This is a genomic window from Novimethylophilus kurashikiensis (genome assembly GCF_003112435.1).
Classification (GTDB): domain Bacteria; phylum Pseudomonadota; class Gammaproteobacteria; order Burkholderiales; family Methylophilaceae; genus Novimethylophilus; species Novimethylophilus kurashikiensis.
The window spans coordinates 144,185-164,835 of sequence record NZ_BDOQ01000019.1 but is presented as its reverse complement, the minus strand read 5'-3'; the positions used below and the strand labels follow the sequence as shown (position 1 = coordinate 164,835).

At 57.7% G+C, this 20,651-nt stretch carries 21 protein-coding genes; 5 read left to right on the top strand and 16 right to left on the bottom strand.

Annotated elements, in window-relative coordinates; all coding sequences use genetic code 11:
- Window positions 1–17 precede the first annotated feature (17 nt).
- Window positions 18–212, top strand: coding sequence for a hypothetical protein (locus NMK_RS16000; RefSeq protein WP_109016765.1), 195 nt, complete (start codon window positions 18–20; stop codon window positions 210–212).
- Window positions 213–240: 28 nt separating this feature from the next.
- On the opposite strand, the gene NMK_RS15995 is transcribed toward NMK_RS16000, so the two are convergent.
- The 10 genes from NMK_RS15995 to NMK_RS15950 form a co-directional block, all read right to left on the bottom strand.
- On the bottom strand, window positions 241–654 hold the full coding sequence (locus tag NMK_RS15995; protein ID WP_109016764.1) for a DUF3617 domain-containing protein: 414 nt from the start codon (window positions 652–654) through the stop codon (window positions 241–243).
- An 8-nt stretch (window positions 655–662) separates the two neighbouring features.
- Window positions 663–1,937, bottom strand: a complete 1,275-nt coding sequence (locus tag NMK_RS15990; RefSeq protein WP_109016763.1) for a dihydroorotase — start codon at window positions 1,935–1,937, stop codon at window positions 663–665.
- Window positions 1,934–2,890 carry an aspartate carbamoyltransferase catalytic subunit gene (locus NMK_RS15985; protein ID WP_109016762.1) on the bottom strand — a complete coding sequence of 319 codons (957 nt, stop codon included), beginning with the start codon at window positions 2,888–2,890 and terminating at the stop codon, window positions 1,934–1,936. Before NMK_RS15985 ends, NMK_RS15990 begins: the two co-directional genes overlap by 4 nt.
- Window positions 2,887–3,384, bottom strand: a complete 498-nt coding sequence (gene pyrR / locus NMK_RS15980) for a bifunctional pyr operon transcriptional regulator/uracil phosphoribosyltransferase PyrR (RefSeq protein WP_109016761.1) — start codon at window positions 3,382–3,384, stop codon at window positions 2,887–2,889. Before pyrR ends, NMK_RS15985 begins: the two co-directional genes overlap by 4 nt.
- A complete protein-coding gene (gene ruvX, locus NMK_RS15975) occupies window positions 3,371–3,799 on the bottom strand; it encodes a Holliday junction resolvase RuvX (RefSeq protein WP_109016760.1) in 429 nt (142 codons plus the stop codon). The genes pyrR and ruvX overlap by 14 nt, the downstream gene beginning before the upstream one ends.
- Before the next feature lie 18 nt (window positions 3,800–3,817).
- Window positions 3,818–4,378, bottom strand: coding sequence for a YqgE/AlgH family protein (locus NMK_RS15970; RefSeq protein ID WP_109016759.1), 561 nt, complete (start codon window positions 4,376–4,378; stop codon window positions 3,818–3,820).
- A gap of 12 nt (window positions 4,379–4,390) precedes the next feature.
- Window positions 4,391–5,479 carry a bifunctional 3,4-dihydroxy-2-butanone-4-phosphate synthase/GTP cyclohydrolase II gene (gene ribBA, locus NMK_RS15965; RefSeq protein WP_109016758.1) on the bottom strand — a complete coding sequence of 363 codons (1,089 nt, stop codon included), beginning with the start codon at window positions 5,477–5,479 and terminating at the stop codon, window positions 4,391–4,393.
- Window positions 5,476–6,075 carry a riboflavin synthase gene (locus NMK_RS15960; protein ID WP_109016757.1) on the bottom strand — a complete coding sequence of 200 codons (600 nt, stop codon included), beginning with the start codon at window positions 6,073–6,075 and terminating at the stop codon, window positions 5,476–5,478. The genes ribBA and NMK_RS15960 overlap by 4 nt, the downstream gene beginning before the upstream one ends.
- A gap of 378 nt (window positions 6,076–6,453) precedes the next feature.
- Complete coding sequence (locus tag NMK_RS15955) at window positions 6,454–7,161, bottom strand: type 1 glutamine amidotransferase (protein WP_109016756.1); 708 nt, start codon at window positions 7,159–7,161, stop codon at window positions 6,454–6,456.
- Window positions 7,158–7,772 (bottom strand): pseudouridine synthase, encoded by a 615-nt coding sequence (locus tag NMK_RS15950; RefSeq protein WP_109016755.1) that lies wholly within the window; start codon window positions 7,770–7,772, stop codon window positions 7,158–7,160. The genes NMK_RS15955 and NMK_RS15950 overlap by 4 nt, the downstream gene beginning before the upstream one ends.
- Window positions 7,773–7,790: 18 nt before the next feature.
- Here NMK_RS15950 and icd point away from each other — a divergent pair, with 18 nt between their 5' ends.
- From icd to NMK_RS15935, 3 genes are all read left to right on the top strand, one after another.
- A complete protein-coding gene (gene icd / locus NMK_RS15945; RefSeq protein ID WP_109016754.1) occupies window positions 7,791–9,029 on the top strand; it encodes an NADP-dependent isocitrate dehydrogenase in 1,239 nt (412 codons plus the stop codon).
- 146 nt (window positions 9,030–9,175) lie between these two features.
- On the top strand, window positions 9,176–10,891 hold the full coding sequence (gene pilB, locus NMK_RS15940; protein ID WP_109016753.1) for a type IV-A pilus assembly ATPase PilB: 1,716 nt from the start codon (window positions 9,176–9,178) through the stop codon (window positions 10,889–10,891).
- A gap of 35 nt (window positions 10,892–10,926) precedes the next feature.
- A complete protein-coding gene (locus tag NMK_RS15935; RefSeq protein ID WP_109016752.1) occupies window positions 10,927–12,141 on the top strand; it encodes a type II secretion system F family protein in 1,215 nt (404 codons plus the stop codon).
- An 83-nt stretch (window positions 12,142–12,224) separates the two neighbouring features.
- Here NMK_RS15935 and NMK_RS15930 read toward each other — a convergent pair whose 3' ends face one another.
- The 6 genes from NMK_RS15930 to NMK_RS15905 are packed head-to-tail and all read right to left on the bottom strand — an operon-like array spanning window position 12,225 to window position 18,240.
- Complete coding sequence (locus NMK_RS15930; protein ID WP_109016751.1) at window positions 12,225–12,938, bottom strand: DsbC family protein; 714 nt, start codon at window positions 12,936–12,938, stop codon at window positions 12,225–12,227.
- 10 nt (window positions 12,939–12,948) lie between these two features.
- A complete protein-coding gene (locus NMK_RS15925; protein WP_109016750.1) occupies window positions 12,949–14,127 on the bottom strand; it encodes a UbiH/UbiF family hydroxylase in 1,179 nt (392 codons plus the stop codon).
- Window positions 14,124–15,293: an FAD-dependent monooxygenase gene (locus tag NMK_RS15920; RefSeq protein ID WP_109016749.1), complete on the bottom strand. Its 1,170-nt coding sequence runs from the start codon at window positions 15,291–15,293 to the stop codon at window positions 14,124–14,126. Before NMK_RS15920 ends, NMK_RS15925 begins: the two co-directional genes overlap by 4 nt.
- A complete protein-coding gene (locus NMK_RS15915) occupies window positions 15,286–16,584 on the bottom strand; it encodes an aminopeptidase P N-terminal domain-containing protein (RefSeq protein WP_109016748.1) in 1,299 nt (432 codons plus the stop codon). The genes NMK_RS15920 and NMK_RS15915 overlap by 8 nt, the downstream gene beginning before the upstream one ends.
- Entirely contained in the window at window positions 16,574–17,245 is a 672-nt protein-coding gene (gene murU, locus NMK_RS15910; protein ID WP_109016747.1) for an N-acetylmuramate alpha-1-phosphate uridylyltransferase MurU, read from the bottom strand. The genes NMK_RS15915 and murU overlap by 11 nt, the downstream gene beginning before the upstream one ends.
- Window positions 17,245–18,240, bottom strand: coding sequence for an aminoglycoside phosphotransferase family protein (locus tag NMK_RS15905; RefSeq protein WP_109016746.1), 996 nt, complete (start codon window positions 18,238–18,240; stop codon window positions 17,245–17,247). The genes murU and NMK_RS15905 overlap by 1 nt, the downstream gene beginning before the upstream one ends.
- A 157-nt stretch (window positions 18,241–18,397) precedes the next feature.
- On the opposite strand from NMK_RS15905, the gene NMK_RS15900 reads away from it, so the two are divergent.
- On the top strand, window positions 18,398–20,650 hold the full coding sequence (locus tag NMK_RS15900; RefSeq protein ID WP_227871535.1) for an LPS-assembly protein LptD: 2,253 nt from the start codon (window positions 18,398–18,400) through the stop codon (window positions 20,648–20,650).
- Window position 20,651 lies beyond the last annotated feature (1 nt).

Below are 20,651 nucleotides of genomic sequence, written 5' to 3'. Positions count from 1 at the left end.
CCTGAAGGAGAAACATTATGCATACCGAAGTGTTGTCACTGCTATCCCACTTTTTAGGCGCGCTTCCCGCCCAGGTTTCTGCCTGGGACAAGAAGGTGATTGAACACCTGTCGGCCGACAAAAAGGCTTTGCAGGCTTTTCGCACCGGGAACGACGACACGCGCTGGAGCATCTACGCCGGCATCAAATACAGGGGTTTTGTTTACCACTAGGTGAAAAAGGGAATGGGGCGGTTGCTTGCTAATGCGTGCAATCGCCCAGCCGCTTGCCGGCAATTTCGCTGGTACTCTCAATCGTCGGGCCGCCGGAGACTTGCGCATTGAGTTCCATGTGGCCCTTGATCCAATCCGCGCCGTATTCCACCTCGCCCGCCCCGGTCAGCGGGATTCCCGAATTACAACGTACGTTAAAACTGAACTGGTTCCCGAAGTAGCGCTTGCTGGTGTAATCGCAGCTACCGTTGGTTTCGCCGAAGATGCGCTCGGGATGCTGCAGGTCTTCCTTGGTGATGCATTGCTGGCGGGTATAAGGCCCCATGGTCTGGTTTTCCAGGTGCACCGTGGCACCGAGTTCCCACAAGCCTTCGCGCACATCCACCGCAGCCGTTGCGGTCAACGGAAAAACGACGAGTAACAGCACGAAGCGCTTGTTCATGACGGCTCCTAACTTTGATGGACCACCTGCCCCGCCACCAAGGTCCAACGGACTTTTCCGGCGAGTTCCATTCCGAGGAAAGGCGTGTTCTTGCCTTGACTATGCAACGCGTTGCGCTCGATTTTCCAGAACTGCTCCGGGTCAAACACACAGATATCGGCCGTGGCTCCCACCGACAAGTGTCCTGCATTAATGCCTAGTAGCCGTGCTGGTTCGCTGGTGATGCGCGCCAACGCTGCGGCGAGCGGCGTGGCGGTTTCCTGAGCCCACTTGAGGGTAAGCGGCAGCAACAGTTCCAGACCGGTCGCGCCGGCCTCGGTCTCGCCGAAGGGCGCCAACTTGGCGTCATCGTCTACCGGCGTGTGGTCGGAGCAAATCACATCCAGGGTATGGTCGGCCAAGCCTTGACGCAGTGCGTCGCGGTCGCGCTGGCTGCGCAGCGGCGGCTTGAGGTGGCACTGCGCATCGAAATAGCCGATGTCGTGCTCGGTCAGGTGCACATGGTTTGCCGCAGCATCGGCACTCACCGCGAGGCCGCGTTGCTTGGCCTGGCGCAGCATTTCAACGCCTTCGCGGGTGGAAATGCGGCAGATATGGACGCGGGCGCCGGTCTCTTCTGCCAATGTGAGTATGGTCGCCAACGCGATGGTTTCGGCGCTCGACGGAATCCCTGCCAAACCTAGTCGCGCCGCCACTTCGCCGTCGTGCGCCACGCCGTTCTTGGCCAGGTAAGCGTCTTCAGGATGCAGCCAGACCGTGAATCCAAAGGTGCTGGCGTATTGCATGGCGCGGCGTAGTACCAGAGTATCGGTCAGGCGGGCCGTCACGTGGGAGAAGCCGACGCAGCCGGCTTCGGCCAATTCGCTCATCTCGGTGAGCTCCTTGCCTTCCAGCTTGCGCGTCAATGCTCCGACGGGATAAACGTGAGCCAGGTTGAGCAGCTTGGCACGATGCTTAAGCATTTCCACCAGACCGGGCTCATCCAGGACGGGATCGGTATCGGGCGGGCATGCCAGGCTGGTCACGCCGCCGGCGACCGCGGCCCGCAGTTCGCTTTTCAACGTGGCCTTGTACTCGAAGCCGGGTTCGCGCAGGCGGGCCGAAACGTCGACCAAGCCTGGGGCTACGACCAAGTTGGTGGCATCGATAGTGGCGTTGGGGTGAAAATCGGCCGGCGCATCGCCCACCGCCACCACCTTGCCGGCAGCAACGTAGACATCGCGCACCGCATCGATATTGTTCTTGTGGTCGATCAATCGACCGTTCTTGATCAGGATCTTCATTCTTCTGTATTCCCGGCGAGGATGCTCATCACGGCCATGCGAACCGCAATCCCGTAGGTCACTTGCGGCAGGATCACGGATTGCGCACCGTCGGCCACGGCAGAATCGATTTCCACGCCGCGGTTCATGGGGCCGGGGTGCATGACGATGGCGTCGGGCTTGGCGAGCGCGAGTTTTTCCTGCGTCAGGCCGTAGCACTTGAAGTATTCCTGCGCCGACGGCAACAAGGCGCCGTTCATGCGCTCGTTCTGCAAGCGCAGCATCATCACCACGTCCACATCTTTCAAACCGGCGTTCATGTCGTGGTAGACCTGCACGCCCAGACGCTCCACGTCGTGAGGCAGCAGCGTCTTGGGGGCGATCACGCGCACTTCAGGCACGCCCAGCGTGGTCAGAGCGTGAATTTCCGAACGGGCCACGCGTGAATGCAGCACGTCGCCGACGATTGCGATGCGCAGGTTGTGCATGTCCGGCTTGTAGCGGCGGATGGTGAACACGTCCAGCAAGCCTTGCGTAGGGTGGGCATGGCGGCCGTCGCCGGCGTTGATGACGCGGATATGCGGCGCCACATGGCGGGCAATGAAGTGCGCCGCCCCGGATTGCGCATGACGGATGACGAACATGTCCGCATGCATGGCGATGAGGTTATCTACGGTGTCGAGGATGGTCTCGCCCTTGGATTGCGAGGACGTATTGACGTTGAGGTTGATCACGTCGGCCGAGAGCCGCTTGGCCGCGATCTCGAAGGTGGTCCGGGTGCGCGTGCTGTTCTCGAAGAAGATGTTGCACACCGTCTTGCCGCGTAACAGCGGGACTTTCTTGACCTCGCGCTCGGCCACGCCAACAAAGGATTCGGCGGTATCGAGGATCTGGTTGAGGATGGCTTTCGGTAGCCCTTCGATGGAGAGCAGGTGTTTTAATTCGCCGTTTTTAGTGAGCTGCGGATTGTTCATGCGGCCTCATGGAGTTTCAAGCTAAGGGTGCCGTGCTCGTCGCGCAGCAGGTGGAGATTTTGTTGGGGTTGCAACGGGATATGCGCGCCGACGATTTGCGCCTCGATAGGCAACTCGCGCCCGCCGCGATCCACCAGCGCGGCCAGGGTGACCTTCCCGGGACGGCCGTAGTCGAATAGTTCGTTCATTGCCGCCCGCACCGTACGGCCGGTAAACAGCACGTCGTCCACCAGCACGATGGGACGCTCTTCGACGTCGAAGGGGATATCCGACGGCTTGATCTGCGGATGCAGGCCGATGCGGCTGAAATCGTCGCGATAAAAGGAAATGTCCAGCGTGCCGAGATCGACGTTCTTGCCGTAGAGCTTCTGGATGCGCTGCGCCAGCCAGGCGCCGCCGCTATGGATACCGACCAGCGCCGCGCCCTCGTCCAGAAGGGGGCGCACCTGGTCGGCCAGGGACAGGATCAGCTGTTCCGCGTCAGGCAAGTTCATGAGGTTGCATATCGAAATAGGATTGAAGAATGCGTTGCGCTGCCACTTGGTCCAGCATCGCTTTCTGGTTGCGGCCACGGATACCGAGTTCGTTGAGGGTTTGACTGGCCTCGGCCGAACTCAGGCGCTCGTCGATCATGGCAGTAGGCAGGCTGAAACGCCCTTCCAGGCGACGCGCAAATTTACGCGATAGCCGGGTCAACTCGTGCTCGGTACCGTCGAGATGCATGGGCAGGCCGACGACCAAGCGAGCGGGTTTCCATTCGGAAATGAGTTCGGCGATGGCGGCAAACTTGAGATCGTTGCCTTCGCCGGCAATGGTTTGCAAAGGATGCGCGATGCCGATTTCCAGATCGCCGACTGCGACGCCGATGCGTTTTTCGCCGAAATCAAAGGCCAAGACGGCGCCGTTCACAAAGAGGCCCCGGGCAACCTATGCATGTCCCGCAAATTCCGACAGCGTTGCGAAATCCACCCCCAGCAGCCCCATGGCTGCGACTAGCTTTTCTTCGGCCGGCAGGTCGAAAATGATACCTTCGCTCGCCTGCACGGTCAGCCAGGCGTTTTGGGAAATCTCTTGTTCCAGCTGGCCGGGCGACCAGCCGGTGTAGCCCAGGCTCACCAGCATTTTTTCCGGACCTTCGCCGCGCGCCGCGGCTTCTAGTACATCCTTGGAGGTGGTAAGCGCCGTTTCGCCGGTCACGGCGATGGTGGATTGCCAATCGCCCACGGGCTGGTGCAGCACGAAACCGCGATCGACTTGCACCGGGCCGCCGAAGTGCACAGGATTGCCGCCCAGTTCCTTGTTTTGCAGCTCGATGCTGATCTGCTCGAACAGGTCGTCGAGCTTCATGTCGATGGGGCGGTTGATGACGATGCCGAGCGCGCCGTTTTCGTTGTGCTCGCAGACGTAGGTGACGGATTTGGCAAAATTGGGATCGACCATGGCGGGCATGGCAATCAGGAAATGTCCGGTGAGGTTGACGTTTTCCATGGGGCGATTATCTCACTTTTCCAGATACCCACAAACTTCCAACCCAAAGCCCGTCATGCTCGGCATTTTGCGCGGTACGGCGAGGAGGCGCATTTTCTTAACGCCGACGTCCAGCAGAATCTGCGAGCCGATGCCGTAGTCACGTAAATCCTGCTTGAAACGCACGGGCTCGTTGGCAAAACGGATGCGGTCGATCAACTGCTGACCGTCTTCGTTGCGACGCAGCAGGACGATCACGCCGCAGCCGGCTTCGTTGATGGCCTCCATTGCCCGCGGCACGCTCCAGGCGTGGGTTTGGCTGTCGTGGTCCAGCAAATCGAAAACTGACAAAGGTTCGTGAACGCGAACCAAGGTTTCCTCATCCGGCTTGGGTTCCCCTTTGATCAGCGCGAGGTGTGTCTCGTTGGCGGTCTTATCGCTATAGGCGATCAGTTTGAATTCGCCATACGGTGTATTGACCATGCGTTCGGCGGCGCGTTCCACCAGATGCTCGGTCTGGCTACGGTAATGGATGAGGTCGGCAATCGTGCCGATCTTGAGGCCGTGCTTTTCGGCGAACACCAGCAGGTCGGGCAGGCGCGCCATGGTGCCATCATCCTTGAGGATCTCGCAGATCACCGCGGCCGGCTCCAGCCCGGCCATTTGGGCGAGATCGCAACCGGCTTCGGTATGTCCGGCGCGCACCAGCACGCCGCCGCTCTGGGCGATCAATGGAAACACATGACCAGGGCTGACGATATCGCTCGCCTTGGCGTTCTTGGCGACGGCGACTTCAATAGTCTTGGCACGGTCGCCGGCGGAAATCCCCGTGGTGACGCCGACCGCAGCCTCGATGGAAGCCGTGAAATTGGTCCCCATCTTGGTGCCGTTGCGCTGCACCATGGGCGTGAGGTTGAGCTGGCGGCAGCGTGCCTCGGTCAACGTCAGGCAAATCAGGCCGCGGCCGTGGGTGGCCATGAAATTGATGTGTTCGGGGGTAACGAATTGAGCGGCGAATACGAGGTCGCCTTCGTTTTCGCGGTCTTCCTCGTCCACCAGCACCACCATCTTTCCGGCACGGATATCCTCGACGATCTCACGGATCGGGCTAATGGCGGTCATGCGCTTTCCTGCTCCCACTGCTGCATGCGATCGACGTAGCGGGCAATGAGATCGACTTCGAGATTCACTGGACTGCCAGGCTTGAGATGCTTAAGGGTAGTGACTTCCAGCGTGTGCGGGATGAGGTTAATGGTGAATTCGTCGCGTTCGACCGTATTGACGGTAAGACTGACGCCGTTGATCGTGATCGAGCCCTTGGTAGACACATAGCGCGACAAGGCATGCGGTGCACGGATCGCCAGCAATTTGCAATCACCCACGTCGTCGAAGCGCGTCACCTCGCCGATGCCGTCCACGTGTCCGCTGACGAGATGCCCGCCTAGCCGGTCTGCCAGACGTAAGGCTTTTTCCAGGTTGACCTCGCCAGGGGCGCTTAACCCGGTGGCACAGCGCAGCGTTTCTGCCGACACATGCACCTGGAAAGAGTTTGCATCGTATTCCACCGCGGTAAGGCATACCCCATTGACGGCGATGCTATCGCCTTGCATGACGTCTGCCATATCCAGTCCGCCGCACGCGATCGTGAGACGAACATCACCGCCATGCGGCTCGACTTTTTCTATGCGGCCCAAGGCCTGAACGATTCCGGTAAACATGACGGCATTTTAACAGACAGCATCCGTCTTTTCAGGCCATAAAACGCGTGATAATCCGCAGAATTATCAAACGCCAACTCCAAAATCAGCCCCACCCCAGGTGTTCGTAAAAAAACAAAAAGGCCAAACCGAAAGGCTTGGCCTTGTATCTGAGGAATCACCTCAAAGCATGCTGACTATCCAGGCGGTAATAAGCCCGCCCAAAACCCCGATCAGCACAAAAATGAAATACCAGGCCTCATGGGGTACAGGCTCCGGCCCATAGGTATGCTGGTTCGACATCTTCCACTCCCTCCTTTAAATAAAGATTTACGAGGAAATACAAGCTGTTGCCCAACCATACCAACCAAACCAGACCTTATTTTCAATAAGGCCTAATCAGGATTTAAGTCCTTGAATCCATTCCTCATAAACACGTGCCGCCACGCTATTCAATTTTGGCAGGTGAGCCGGCATTTGCTCGAACACGGTCTCTGGCTTTTGCACACCTGGACTCGCGGCCGAGGACTGGATTTCATCGATGCCAATGTCGCACCATTCGCGGATCATAGGCTCCGTCATTTCGATATGGCATTGAAAACCCAGGTGTTTGCCGAGCGAGAACGCCTGGTTGTCGCAATAATCGCTGGCAAGAATGCGGGTTGCGCGCTCGGGAATCGTGAACGTCTCGCCGTGCCAATGGAAACCGGTAAAAGCCTGCATATCGCCGAACCAACGGCGCGCTTCGGCATTATCAGCCGCTTTCAGCACACCCCAGCCGATTTCCTTGACCGGATTGCGCCCGACACTGCCGCCCAAGGCTTTGGACATGAGTTGGCCGCCCAGGCAATGCCCCAGGACGGGGATATCCGCTGCAACTGCGCTCCGAATCAGCGCGAGTACAGGGGGAATCCAGGGCAGATCATCGTTCACGCTCATGGGGCCGCCCATGAACACCAGGCCGCTGAACGCTTCGACAGAATCAGGCAACGCATCGCCCTCGTCGATGCAGATCAACTGCCAGGGAATATTGCGTTGATCGAGAAAAGTGGCGAGATGGCCGGGACCTTCGGTGCGTGCATGACGAAAAATGGCGATGGGTTTCATGGTCGATGGATGCGCTTGCGTTGTGGTTGGGAAGACTTGCCGTAATGAGATTTTGGCTGAAGTTTGGGAGCAATGGGCGTGCCAATCTGGCGCCACTCCCCCGGTTGCAAGCCGTCGAGCTTATGCTCGCCGATAGCGCCACGGATCAGGCGGAGCGTGGGAAAGCCGATAATGGCGGTCATCCGACGCACCTGACGGTTCTTGCCTTCTGAAATAATGACTTCGAGCCAAGTAGTAGGGATGGCCTTGCGTTCGCGGATCGGGGGCACGCGTTCCCACAATCCAGACGGTTCGTCGATAACACGTACCTTGGCAGGCTGGGTTACAAAATCGCCCAGATCGACACCTTTTCGTAATGGGGCCAAGTCATCATCCGAAGGCGCGCCTTCGACCTGCACCCAATAGGTTTTAGGCTGCTTGTGCTTGGGATCGGAAAGCCGATGTTGCAAGGCGCCGTCATCGGTTAAAATAAGCAATCCCTCGCTGTCGGTATCAAGCCGTCCCGCCGCATAGACCCCAGGAATCGTAATGTAATCCTTGAGCGTCGGGTGCGTTTCGTGCTTACTGAATTGGCAGATGACCCCGTAGGGTTTATTGAACAGGATTAGCATCCAGGAGTTTTTGAAATAATGTCGCAAAAAATCAGCGTGCCCGCGAATGGGCAAAAAATCACGGTCAACGCCGATAACACGCTCAACGTGCCGGATTGCCCGATTATCCCATTTATCGAGGGCGACGGCATCGGTGTGGATATTACGCCACCGATGAAGCGCGTGGTGGATGCGGCAGTCGAAAAAGCTTACGGCGGCAAGCGCTCCATCTCCTGGATGGAAGTCTACGCAGGTGAGAAGTCGCTTGGCGTCTACGGCGAAAACATCTGGCTGCCGGAAGAAACCATGCAGGCGGTTAAAGATTACGTAATCTCCATCAAGGGCCCCCTGACCACGCCGGTCGGTGGCGGTATCCGCTCGCTCAACGTCACCCTGCGCCAGGAGCTCGACCTCTACGTTTGCTTGCGTCCGGTGCAGTATTTCAACGGCGTGCCCAGCCCGGTCAAGCATCCGGAAAAGACCGACATGGTGATCTTCCGCGAGAACACCGAGGACATCTACGCCGGTATCGAATGGGCGGCAGGTACGGCGGAAGTCAAGAAGGTGGTGGATTTCCTCTCCGACATGGGCGTTCGCAAGAAAATCCGCTTCCCGGAATCTTCCGCCATCGGCATCAAGCCTGTCTCCGTGGACGGCAGCAAACGACTGATCCGCAAGGCCATCCAATACGCCATCGACAATGGCCGCAAGTCACTGACCATTGTCCACAAAGGCAACATCATGAAGTTCACCGAAGGCGGCTTCAAGAGCTGGGGCTACGATCTGGCCAAGGAAGAGTTCGGCGCGGTGGAGATCGATGGCGGCCCATGGTGCAAGCTGGAAAACGGCCTGATCATCAAGGATTGCATCGCCGACGCCTTCTTGCAGGAAATCCTGCTGCACCCGGAAGACCACGACGTGGTGGCGACACTCAACCTCAACGGCGACTATGTGTCCGATGCATTGGCCGCGCAGGTAGGCGGCATCGGCATTGCCCCCGGCGCCAACTTGTCCGACACCATCGCCATGTTCGAAGCCACGCACGGCACTGCACCTAAGATCGCCGGCAAGGATATCGCCAATCCCTCCTCGCTCATCCTCTCCGCCGAGATGATGCTACGTCACATGGGGTGGACCGAAGCTGCCGACCTGGTGCTCAAGGGCGTGGGCAAAGCCATCGAATCCAAGCGCGTTACTTACGACTTCTCCAGCCAAATGGAGGGCGCGACCCAGGTATCGTGCTCGCAGTTCGGCGAAGAGATCGTCGCCAATATGTAATGAGGTTTCCGGCTGCCCATCCGCGTGGGCAGCCGGCCCATCCAGAAGCGCCTGCAAAGCCGCCAGTCCTTTGACAAATGCTGGACCGGCGTGCATTATTCAAGGCACCAAAAATCAAGACCTTGATCGCCTAAATCACCTCTCGCATGGCCGCGAATAGCTCACCGATCAAACTAGGAGGCCTCGCTCGCATCCTGGTTCAAGAAAAACTTCTCCCAGAAGAAGAGGCAGAAGCCATCCAGAAGCAGGCCAACGCCCAGAGCCTGCCGTTTGTGGCCCAAGTGATTTCTAGCAAGAAACTGAGTGCCTTGCAGATTGCCGAGACGGCAGCAGCGGCTTTCGGCTTTCCACTTTTCGACCTCAACAGCATTAATCCAGACTTCATTCCGACCAGTGTCGATGTGAAGCTGTTGCAGGCTTCACGGGTGCTGGCATTGCAGCAGCGCGGGAATACGCTGTTTGTAGGTCTCTCCGATCCAACCAACCTGCACGCGTTGGATGATCTTAAATTCCAGACCGGAATGGCATTGTCGCCGGTGGTGGTCGAGGACGACAAACTGACCAAGCTGCTGGAGAAAGTCGTCGAACAGCGCGACTCCAGCCTCAAATCGCTGGATCTAGGCGACGATATCGACCTCGATATCAAATCCGAAACCGAGGCCGAACCTGAAGCTAATACAGCCGAGATCGACGATGCGCCGGTAGTCAAATACATTCAGAAGATGCTGTTGGATGCGATCAACATGGGCGCATCCGACTTGCACTTCGAGCCTTACGAAAAGTTTTACCGCGTTCGCTATCGCGTGGACGGCGTACTGCGTGAAATCGCCCAGCCGCCGCTCGCAATCAAAGAAAAGATCGCCTCGCGCATCAAGGTGATTTCCAGCCTAGATATCGCTGAGAAACGCGTGCCGCAAGACGGCCGCATGAAACTGGTGCTCTCGAAGAACCGCACCATCGATTTCCGGGTGAGCACACTGCCTTGCGTCAACGGCGAAAAAATCGTGATGCGTATTCTCGACCCGACCAGTGCCACTTTAGGCATTGAAGCACTAGGCTACGAGCCGGATCAGAAAGAAGCGCTGCTACACGCCGTCAGCCGCCCCTACGGCCTGGTGCTGGTCACCGGCCCGACCGGATCGGGCAAGACGGTATCGCTCTACACCTGCCTCAACATCCTGAACAATCCAGGCGTCAACATTTCTACTGCCGAAGACCCGGCAGAAATTCCGCTGCCGGGCATCAACCAGGTCAACGTCAACGAAAAACAAGGCCTCACCTTCGCTGCCGCATTGAAATCCTTCCTGCGTCAGGATCCGGATATCATCATGATCGGCGAAATCCGCGACTTAGAAACCGCCGACATGGCGATCAAGGCTGCATCGACCGGCCACATGGTGCTATCGACGCTGCATACCAACGATGCGCCTTCCACGCTCACTCGTCTCGTGAACATGGGGGTTGCCCCGTTCAACATCGCTTCAGCCGTAAGTCTGATCACAGCCCAGCGTCTGGCGCGCCGCCTGTGCAAAAACTGCAAAGAACCGCTCGACCTGCCCAAGGAAGCCTTGCTGCAAGCCGGCTTCAAGGAAGAAGAACTGGATGGAACGTGGCACCCGTACGGCCCCAAGGAAGGCGGTTGCGAATTGTGCAATGGCGGCTACAAGGGCCGCGTGGGGATTTACCAAGTAATGCCGATCAGCGATGAAATGAGCCGTATCATCATGAAGAACGGGACAGCTCACGACATCGCCGACCAGGCGCAACGCGAAGGTATTCGCGACTTGCGCCAGTCCGGTTTATTAAAAGTCAAACAGGGATTGACCTCCTTAGCCGAGGTCGAAAGCTGTACCAATGAATAACGCTGCCGTTTAACCGGCCGGCACCGGGGGAATACATGGGTCAAAGTGCTGCTAAAGAAGCCGTCTTCGTCTGGGAAGGAACGGACAAGAAAGGCAAGAAACTCAAGGGTGAAATGAAGGCCAGCGGCCAGGGCTTCGTCAACGCCTCGCTACGCCGCCAGGGCATCACTGTTACCAAGATCAAGAAGCAAAGCGCTTTTAGCAAAGCCGGCGGCAAGGTCACGGCCAAGGACGTCACCCTGTTTACGCGCCAACTCGCCACCATGATGAAGGCCGGCGTTCCGTTGCTGCAAGCCTTCGACATCGTGGGCAAGGGTCACAGCAACCCGGCTGTTTCCAAGCTGCTCGCAGACATTAAGGCCGACGTGGAAACCGGTAGCAGCCTGAGCCAGTCGTTCCGCAAGTACCCGCTTTACTTCGACAACCTGTACTGCAACCTGGTCAACGCCGGCGAACAGGCCGGTATTCTCGATTCCCTGCTGGATCGCCTGGCTACCTACATGGAAAAGACCCAGGCCATCATCGGCAAGATCAAGTCCGCGCTGTTCTATCCGATCTCCATCATCGTGGTGGCCTTCGTTATCACCGCCATCATCATGATTTTCGTGATCCCGGCTTTCAAGGAGTTGTTCTCCAGCTTCGGTGCCGACCTGCCTGCGCCCACCTTGATTGTCATGGCGATTTCCGACTTTTTCGTCAGATACTGGTGGGCGATTTTCGGCACCATCGGCGGCGGCATCTGGTTCTTCTTCTACACATGGAAGCGCTCGGAAAAGATGCAGGACGTCATGGACCGACTGCTGCTCAAGCTGCCGGTGTTCGGCCATGTCATCCGCATTGCCACCATCGCCCGCTTCGCCCGCACCTTGTCCACAATGTTCGCCGCCGGCGTACCGCTGGTCGATTCTCTTGATTCCGTGGCCGGCGCAGCGGGCAATCGCGTGTATTTCGACGCCACCAAGCGCATCCAGAGCGAAGTCAGCACCGGTACCAGCCTGACTGTTGCCATGCAAAACACCGAAGTCTTCCCCAACATGGTGCTGCAAATGGTTGCCATCGGCGAAGAATCCGGTGCGCTGGACTCCATGCTAAGCAAGGTTGCGGACTTCTACGAACAGGAAGTGGATGACGCAGTGGAAGCGCTCTCCAGCCTCATGGAACCGATGATCATGGTCGTACTGGGTACGCTGATCGGGGGCTTGGTTATCGCCATGTACCTGCCGATCTTCAAGATGGGTCAAGTGGTTTAAGCCCAGACCAGCGACAGCCGTAAAAACAAAGGCGGCAAGCTGAACACCAGCTTGCCGCCTTTTCTTTTGCGCTCCCAGCAGTTTTACTTGCCGCCGTTCAAGGCCTTCTCAATGTCCTTGCTTGGATAGGCCCCAAGCATGCGCCGACCGTCTGCAAAAATCAGCGTAGGCGTACTGCTCACGCCCAGCTTGCGACCCAGTTCTGCATTTTTTTCCAGCGGCGTATCGCAGCTGGTATTCGATTTATCGATCTGCCCCTTGAACATCCAATCGTTCCACGCCTTGGTGCGGTCGGCCGAACACCAGATGGCCTTGGCCTTGTTGCCGGCATCCGGGTGCAAGCCCTCCAACGGATAAAGGAACGTGTAGATGGTCACATCGGTGAGCGGCGCCAGCTCCTGCACTTCAAGCTTCTTGCAGTACGGGCAATCAGGATCGGAGAACACCACCACCTTGCGGCTACCATTGCCGCGCACCACCTTGATGGCCTGGTCCAAAGGCAACGACTTGAAATCGACACGCGTGAGATCCTCCATGCGGCTGGAGGTGAGGTCTTTCTTGGTCTTGGTGTCGATCAAGCGACCTTCCGCGATGAAGAAAGAAAAGTTCTCGTCGGTATAGACGATCTGCCCCTCTAGAAAAACCTCGTACAAACCGGGATACGGCGTCTTGGCAACGCTATCCACCTTGACCTTGGGATACGCTGTTTGAATGGCCTTACGAATGGAAGCTTCGTCGGCGAAAGTTGCCGCCGTCACGCTCATGAGGGCTGCCGCGGCAATGATTTTTTTAAGCATGAATTTCCTTTTAAGCAATGGCGTGCGCCATGAGTTGGCGCTTGAGTGGAGTAATTTTATCGACCAGGCCCAAGCCGGTATTACGCAGCCAGGACAGGGACGGACTATCGTTATTGAACAAGCGCTGCAAGCCTGTAGTGACAGCCTGCATCGCCAGAATATCGGCCTGGCGTGAGCGCTCGAAGCGACGTAACAACAGAGCATCGCCAAGATCGCGCCGCCCATGTTGCAACAGTACTTCCGCCAAGGCCTGCACGTCTCGGAACCCCAGGTTGGCCCCCTGGCCAGATAGCGGATGCACCAAGTGCGCAGCATCGCCTACCAAGGCCAGTCGCTGGCCGATCATGGCTTCATTGCGCTGCAAACGCAGTGGGAAAGCAGCCGGCGGCGTAATCAGTTGCAACGTGCCCAATGCATGGTGCCCAGCTGCTGCAACCGTTTCGCAAAATGCGAGCTGGTCGAGCTGCAGCAAAGCTTGGGCCCGCGTCTCGAACGCAGACCAGACGATGGAAATACGGTCGCCCGGCAAGGGCAGCCAGGCCAGGATACCGTCTTCTAGGAACCATTGCCGGGCCACATTGCCATGCGGTTTTTCTGTCTTGAAATTGGCCACCACGCCGAGTTGGCCGTAAGGCATAGTATTGACCTGAATACCCGCTTGCTGGCGCATCCATGAACCGCTGCCGTCAGCACCCACAGCCAGCGCCGCTTTCAATGTGCGCCCATCATCAAGATCAAGCATAGCGGCAGAGTCAGTCAGGGTCAGCGCGGCACATTGCGCGGGACAAACCAGTTCCACGGTGGATTGTTCTTGCAAGGCGCGATGCATGGCATCCTGCATCAAGCGGCTTTCGACGATGAAACCGAGCTCCGGCACGCCGATATCGTACGGGTCGAAACCTAGCTTGGCGTCCCCATTGTCGCCCCACACTGCCATGGCATGGATGGGGGCGATACGGTCCGTATCCATGGTTTCCCACACGCCCAGGCGCCTCAGAAAATCAACGTTGCCCGGGGTAATAGCGTAAATACGCGGGTCCCAGCTTTCGTCCTGCGGCAAAGGCTGAGGCTGGGTACGTTCCACCAGCGCCACTTGCAATCCGCCTTGCCCCAAAGACAAGGCCAGCGCACTGCCGGCCAAACCACCGCCTACGACGATCACATCGTAATTTTTTGCTTCGCCGCTCATCCCTTCGCTCCCAGGCTCATTTTGCGCACCACGAATTGGCGTGCGGGATTGCATAAATCCAACGCCGCCAATGCCGCACCGCGGACGTGGCCCAGGGCGGGCCAATCGTTTGAAAAAGTGCGTACCAGAAAATCGGTAAAGAACATGCCACCTTCGGTATCGGGACGGCGCGTGGCAACGTATTCGGCCAACATTTTGTCTCCGCCGAGTTCTTGCGGCGAGTAGGAACGAATGACGTTCGCCAGTTCCCAGGCGTCCCGCAGCCCTAGATTGAACCCCTGCCCCGCAACCGGATGCAGGGTTTGCGCGGCATTGCCGATAACAGCGAGATGTGGTGCAGTATTGGGCTGCATGCGGGCCAGCTTCAGCGGATAAGCTGCCCGACCCGAGACTGAGGTGAAATGTCCGACGCGGTCGCCGAAATGGGCATGCAGTTCCTGCAGAAAATCGGTTTCATTGAGTGCCACGAGTCGCTCGGCTGCCTCCGGTGCTACCGTCCATACCAAAGCAAAACCGCGCACCCCCCAAGGCAACAAGGCCACCGGGCCGTTGGACGTAAAACGTTCATAGGCTACCCCACCGTGCGCTTGCTCTGCCTGCACCATGGCGACCACGGCACTTTGGCCGTACTCGCGGATATTGCGCGACAAGCCAGGAACCGAATCCAGGCTGCGCCCGCCATCGGCAACGACAGCTAGAGAGGCCTCAACGGTGTGCTCACTTCCATTTTTTTCATACCCAACACGGCAGCCATCGTTACCCGGTTGCAAGCTGTTTGCTTGCGCGCCGCGCATGACCTCGATGCCTACAGCTTGTAAGCGAGCATCGATAGATGCCGCCAACTCGGCAAAACCGACTACGTAGCCGAGCTCCGTGCGGCCCATTTCCTCACTGCGAAGTACGGTGCGGCCGAAGCGCTTTTTTTGCGTGATATGGATGGTGCGGATAGCTGTAGCATGAGGAGCAAGGTTTTCCCAAACACCTAGACGCTGCAGGATGATACGACTCCCCTCGGACAAGGCAATGGCGCGGGGGTCAGCTCCCGTTTCCGGCTGTGATCGGGCTTCGAGCACCTGTACGCGAAGGCCACTCCCGGCCAATCCCAATGCCAGCGTTCCTCCGACTGGGCCACCGCCGACGACCAGCACATCCGCCGTTTCACTCATGCCGCATGACCTCCTCGATCTCTGCCACGGTCTTAGGCGCTGTGGTGTACACATCGCACCCGTCCGCCGTAACCAGCACATCATCCTCGATACGGATGCCGATGCCGACCAATTCGTGTGGAACGCCTTCGCCCGGACGGATATACATCCCCGGCTCCACCGTGAGCGCCATGCCTGGCACCAGCGTTGTCCAGGCATCGCCTTCCTTGTATTCGCCGGCGTCGTGCACGTCAAGGCCCAGCCAGTGGCCGGTGCGGTGCATGTAAAAGCGCCGGTAATCGCCCGATTCCAGCACGCCTTCAACCGAACCTTGCAACAGCTTGAGATCGATCATCCCTTGCGCCAGCACCTTGAGCGCAGCGTCGTGCGGATCCATGAAATGGTTGCCCGGCTTGGTCGCTTCGATCGCGGCCGCTTGTGCGGCCAGCACGATTTCGTAGACATCGCGCTGTGCCGGCGTAAACCGGCCGCCGACCGGGAAAGTACGGGTAATGTCGGCGGCATAGCCCTCGACCTCGCAGCCGGCGTCGATCAGCACCAGGGTGTTGTCGTTGAGCAATTTGTCGTTGCTGACGTAATGCAGCACGCAGGCATTGGCACCGCCCGCCACAATCGGCGTGTAGGCATGGGCATCGCCGCCGCGACGGCGGAATTCGTAGGTCAGCTCGGCTTCCAGTTCGTATTCCGCCATTCCCGGACGACAGGCGCGCATGGCCTGAGCATGGCCTGCGGAAGAAATCGCTGCGGCGCGCTTCATGGCGTCGATTTCTGCGCCGTCCTTGATGAGTCGCATGACATCGAGCCGCGCGCGCAAATCCCGAATTTCCGTAGGGGCCCGTTTGCCTGCACGACTCTGGGCGCGAACGGCATTGAGGGCACGCGTCATGCGGTTATCCCAGACCTCGTCGTGGCCCAGTGAATACCAGAGCGCGCTCTTGTCGGCGAGGAGTTGAGGCAGTTTTTCTTCCAGTTGCTCAATGGGATATGCCTCGTCGAAGCCGAATTCCGATCGTGCACCTTCGGGGCCGTATCGATAGCCGTCCCAGATTTCGCGTTCTTCGTTCTTGTCGCGGCAGAACAGGATGCTGCGTGGCTGCAGACCGCCGACCAGCACCAGCACGGCTTCGGGCTCGGGGAAGCCGGTGAGATACCAGAAGTAGCTGTCGTAACGGTAAGGATAATGCGCGTCGCGATTGCGAATTTTTTCGGGCGCGGTCGGCAGGACGGCGACGCCGTCGCCCAAGGATTCGATCAAACGAGCGCGCCGGGCGCGGTAGGCTTCATGCTTCATTCAGGTTGCGATCCAGTTCTTCAAGACGTTGCGGGGTTCCCACATCGACCCAGCGGCCGCCGAAATATTCGCCCCCCACTTTGCCCGAACGCATGGCCTCACGCAATAAGGGGGCAAGCTTGGCTTTGCTGCCGCGGGTTACACCGAAAAATAGTTCAGGCCGATAAATCCCAATCCCGCTGAACGTGTGCATTTCCGGGCCTTGTTCGCTCACACACCGGCCCTCCAGCGCGAAATCGCCTCGCCCATTGTGCTCGGGGTTGTCCACGAGCACCAGCCAGGCCAGCTGATCCGCGCCGAGTTGGCCGTTTACTCGGGTGAAATCGTAATCGGTGTACACGTCGCCGTTGACCACCAGGAAAGGCTCATCGCCCAGCAGCGGTAACGCCTGGGCAATGCCGCCAGCGGTTTCCAATGCCTCGGGCTCAGGCGAATACTGGATGGACACGCCGAATTGCGCGCCGTTCCCCAGCGCCGCTTCAATCTGCTTACCCAAATGGGCATGATTGATGACCAGATCCCTGAACCCCGCCGCGGCCAGATGTTCGATATGCCAGACAATGAGCGGCTTTCCGCCGACTCTCAGCAGTGGCTTGGGCGTATGGTCGGTGAGCGGACGCATGCGTTCACCGCGGCCCGCCGCCAGGATCATGGCTTTCATCAGAAGGTGTATCCGGTCTCGTCCTGACGATTTTCAAGTTGATCAAGCAGTTTCAGCAGCAGCCCAAAGGCGTTGTAGCGCTGCGCGACCTTGCGCACGTATTCCATGAACCGCGGCGTGTCGGCGAGGTATTTAGGCTTGCCGTCACGGTAATTGATCCGCGCAAAAATTCCCAACACCTTGAAATGCCGCTGCATGCCCATCCATTCGAAATCGCGGTAAAACTCGCCAAAATCCTGGCTGACCGGCAAGCCGGCACGCTTGGCTTTTTCCCAGTAGCGCACGGCACCATCGAGCACACGCTCTTCTTCCCAGCTGATAAAGGCATCCTTGAACAGCGACACCACGTCGTAGCTGATTGGACCGTAAACAGCATCCTGGAAGTCGAGGATGCCCGGCGAAGGTGTGCTGACCATGAGATTGCGCGGCATGAAATCACGGTGAACATAAACTGAAGGTTGCGCGAGATTGCTTTTGATAAGCAAGGCAAACGCCGATTCGAGCACCTGCTTTTGCTTGTCGTCGAGTTCCATCCCCAAATGCCGGCCGACATACCACTCGGGGAACAGGTTGAGCTCGCGTCGCAATAGCGCTTCATCGTAGGCCGGAAGTACGTCAGGTTTGCTGGCAAGTTGCCATTGAATCAACGCATCAGTGGCATCGCGAAACATGCCATCGGCGTTGCTTTCATCGATGACATCAAGAAAAGTCTGCGTACCTAGGTCGCTCAAAAGCAAAAAGCCTTGCTCGAGATCCTGTGCGAGGATTTGCGGCGCATTGAGACCGATCTCGTGCAGCATACCAGCCACTTTGACGAAGGGCCGGCAATCTTCGTGCTGGGGCGGAGCATCCATGACGATCAAGGTACGACCATCGTCGAACTTAGCGCGGAAATATCGGCGGAAACTGGCGTCGGAGGATGCTGAGGTGAGTGAAAACGGCTGGCCCGGAAACAGGCTGGTCAGCCAACGCTCGAGTTGTTGCTGGCGTTGCAAAATTAATGTCCCTGAAAGTAGGTTCGTGGGTAATCGGCGCACAGCACCCCGGCTTGGAAGGAAAACCCTTTTAATTCCAGATGACGCCAAGGCAAGGCGGTTTTAGAGATTGCTTTATAGTAGAATCTGTGTGATTTTATCATCACAAAATACAAACTTGTCCGCCAATTTTCCGCCCATGTCGATCGCCCGCTCCACCACACTGGCCATGTTGTTTCTCTGTGGCGCAGGCTCTTCCGCCCACGCTGCCGAAACCGCTCCGGACAAGGGAACGACCACTATCGATGCGATGCGCCTGGAAATCTACATGGACCGCGAAATGCGTGCCTTCGGCGATGCCGAGATCAGCAAGGATGGGCAATACATCAAGGGCGATCGCATTTTCGTCAACACCATCAATGACGAAATCCATGCCGTCGGCAACGTCTTCGTCAAACAAGGGAATGCTACGGCAGAAGGCCCGGAACTTCGGATGAAAATGGAAGATCGCGAGGGCGAAATGCCTGAGCCCTCCTTCACTATTGGCGGAGATGGCGAACGCAAGGGACGCGGCAACGCCAGCACCATTATGTTCGAAGGCCCGACCAAGGAGCGCCTCAAAAGCGTGCGCTACACCACTTGCGAAGCCGGGGTGAACGATTGGTACATGCATGCCAATGAACTGGAAATCGACCACCATTCCGAAACAGCGACGGCGACAAACGCGTGGATTCAATTCAAGGGCATGCCTATTTTGTATACGCCCTGGATCGACTTCCCGTTCAGTAACGAGCGTGCCTCCGGCGTTCTGCTGCCAACATTCGGCAGCACCACGCGCAGCGGGTTTGAACTGGCTGTACCGTACTATCTGAATATCGCACCGGAAATGGATGCGACCATTACGCCGCGCTACATGAGCAAGCGTGGAACCCAAGTACAGGGCGAGTTCCGCTACTTGGATAGATCGAATCCTCACATCGTCAATACAGATCGTCTGGAATACCTACCCAACGATGATATGACCGGGCGAAGCCGCTACGCTATCAATTTACGCAACACCCATACTTTTGGAGGTGGTTGGTGGGGTAATCTGCAATTCGAGCGGGTTTCTGATGACACTTACTTCTCCGACATGTCCACTCGCATCGCCTTGACTAGCCGCGTCAACCTGCCGCAACAGGTCGATCTGCACTACGACAAGAACACGCTGACCAACGACTGGCACTTTACTCTGATGGCGCAACAGTATCAGACGCTGGATAAGGTTTCATACCCTTACCAGCGCTTACCTCAAATTGCGCTCAGTGGCTTCCAGGAATTAGGGCCCATCGACACCCGACTTTCAACCGAATTCGTTCGCTTCGACAAGAATAGTGCTGCGCCGATATCAGTGACCGGAGAACGGTATACGATCTACCCTACTGCTAGCCTGCCACTCCTTGCCTCCTATGGCTACATCACCCCAAAAGTCGGTCTACGCTATACCGGGTACAACCTGAACAATGCCGGCACAAGCTATGACTCCAAATCGACGGCTATCCCGACTTTCAGCCTAGATACCGGTCTTTATTTCGACCGCACCATGCGGGTCGTCAAGAATGTTTATACGCAAACGCTGGAGCCGCGGCTGTTCTACGTTTACATTCCCTATGAGAACCAGAATCGCCTGCCCATCTTCGATACGGGTCTAAGCGACCTCAACATATCTACCCTGTTTGCAGAAAACCAGTTCGTTGGGGGGGACCGGATCAACGATGCCAACCAAGTTACGCTGGCGCTCACCAGCCGTATGATCGACCAACGCACCGGAGTTCAGCGTCTGTCAGCTACCATTGGTGAACGTTTCTACTTCAACGATCCACGCGTTACCACCTGCTCTCCGGCCAACCCGACTGCTGCAGAATGCTCCAGTACCAACACCGTGCACTCGGACTTCTTAACAGCCGTCTCCGCCAAGCTGCTGAATGGCTGGAATGCCGATGCGGCGTGGCAATACAACACGGACAACAGTGAAACAGTACGTGCCAACATGGGGCTCCGCTACCAGCCTGAGCCGGGTAAAATCATGAACTTAGGCTATCGCTTCACGCGCGACCGCCTGGAACAAATCGACGTTTCCACCGAATGGCCGTTGGGAACCAACTGGTACGGCTTGGCTCGATTCAACTATTCTTTGCGCAACAATGCCTCCACCAATGACAAACGCGGCCCCATCGAGGCCTTGGCCGGCCTGGAATACAACGCCGGCTGCTGGCAGGCTCGTACCGTCGTTCACCGCTTGACCACCGCGACGACTACCGCTAACTATTCGATTTTCTTCCAGCTCGAGCTGACCGGCATGAGTTCCATCGGTTCTAATCCGCTGGACTTGTTGAAGCGCAGCATCCCTGGCTTTACCAACCCAGACCAGATTTCAAATACTGTCGAATAAC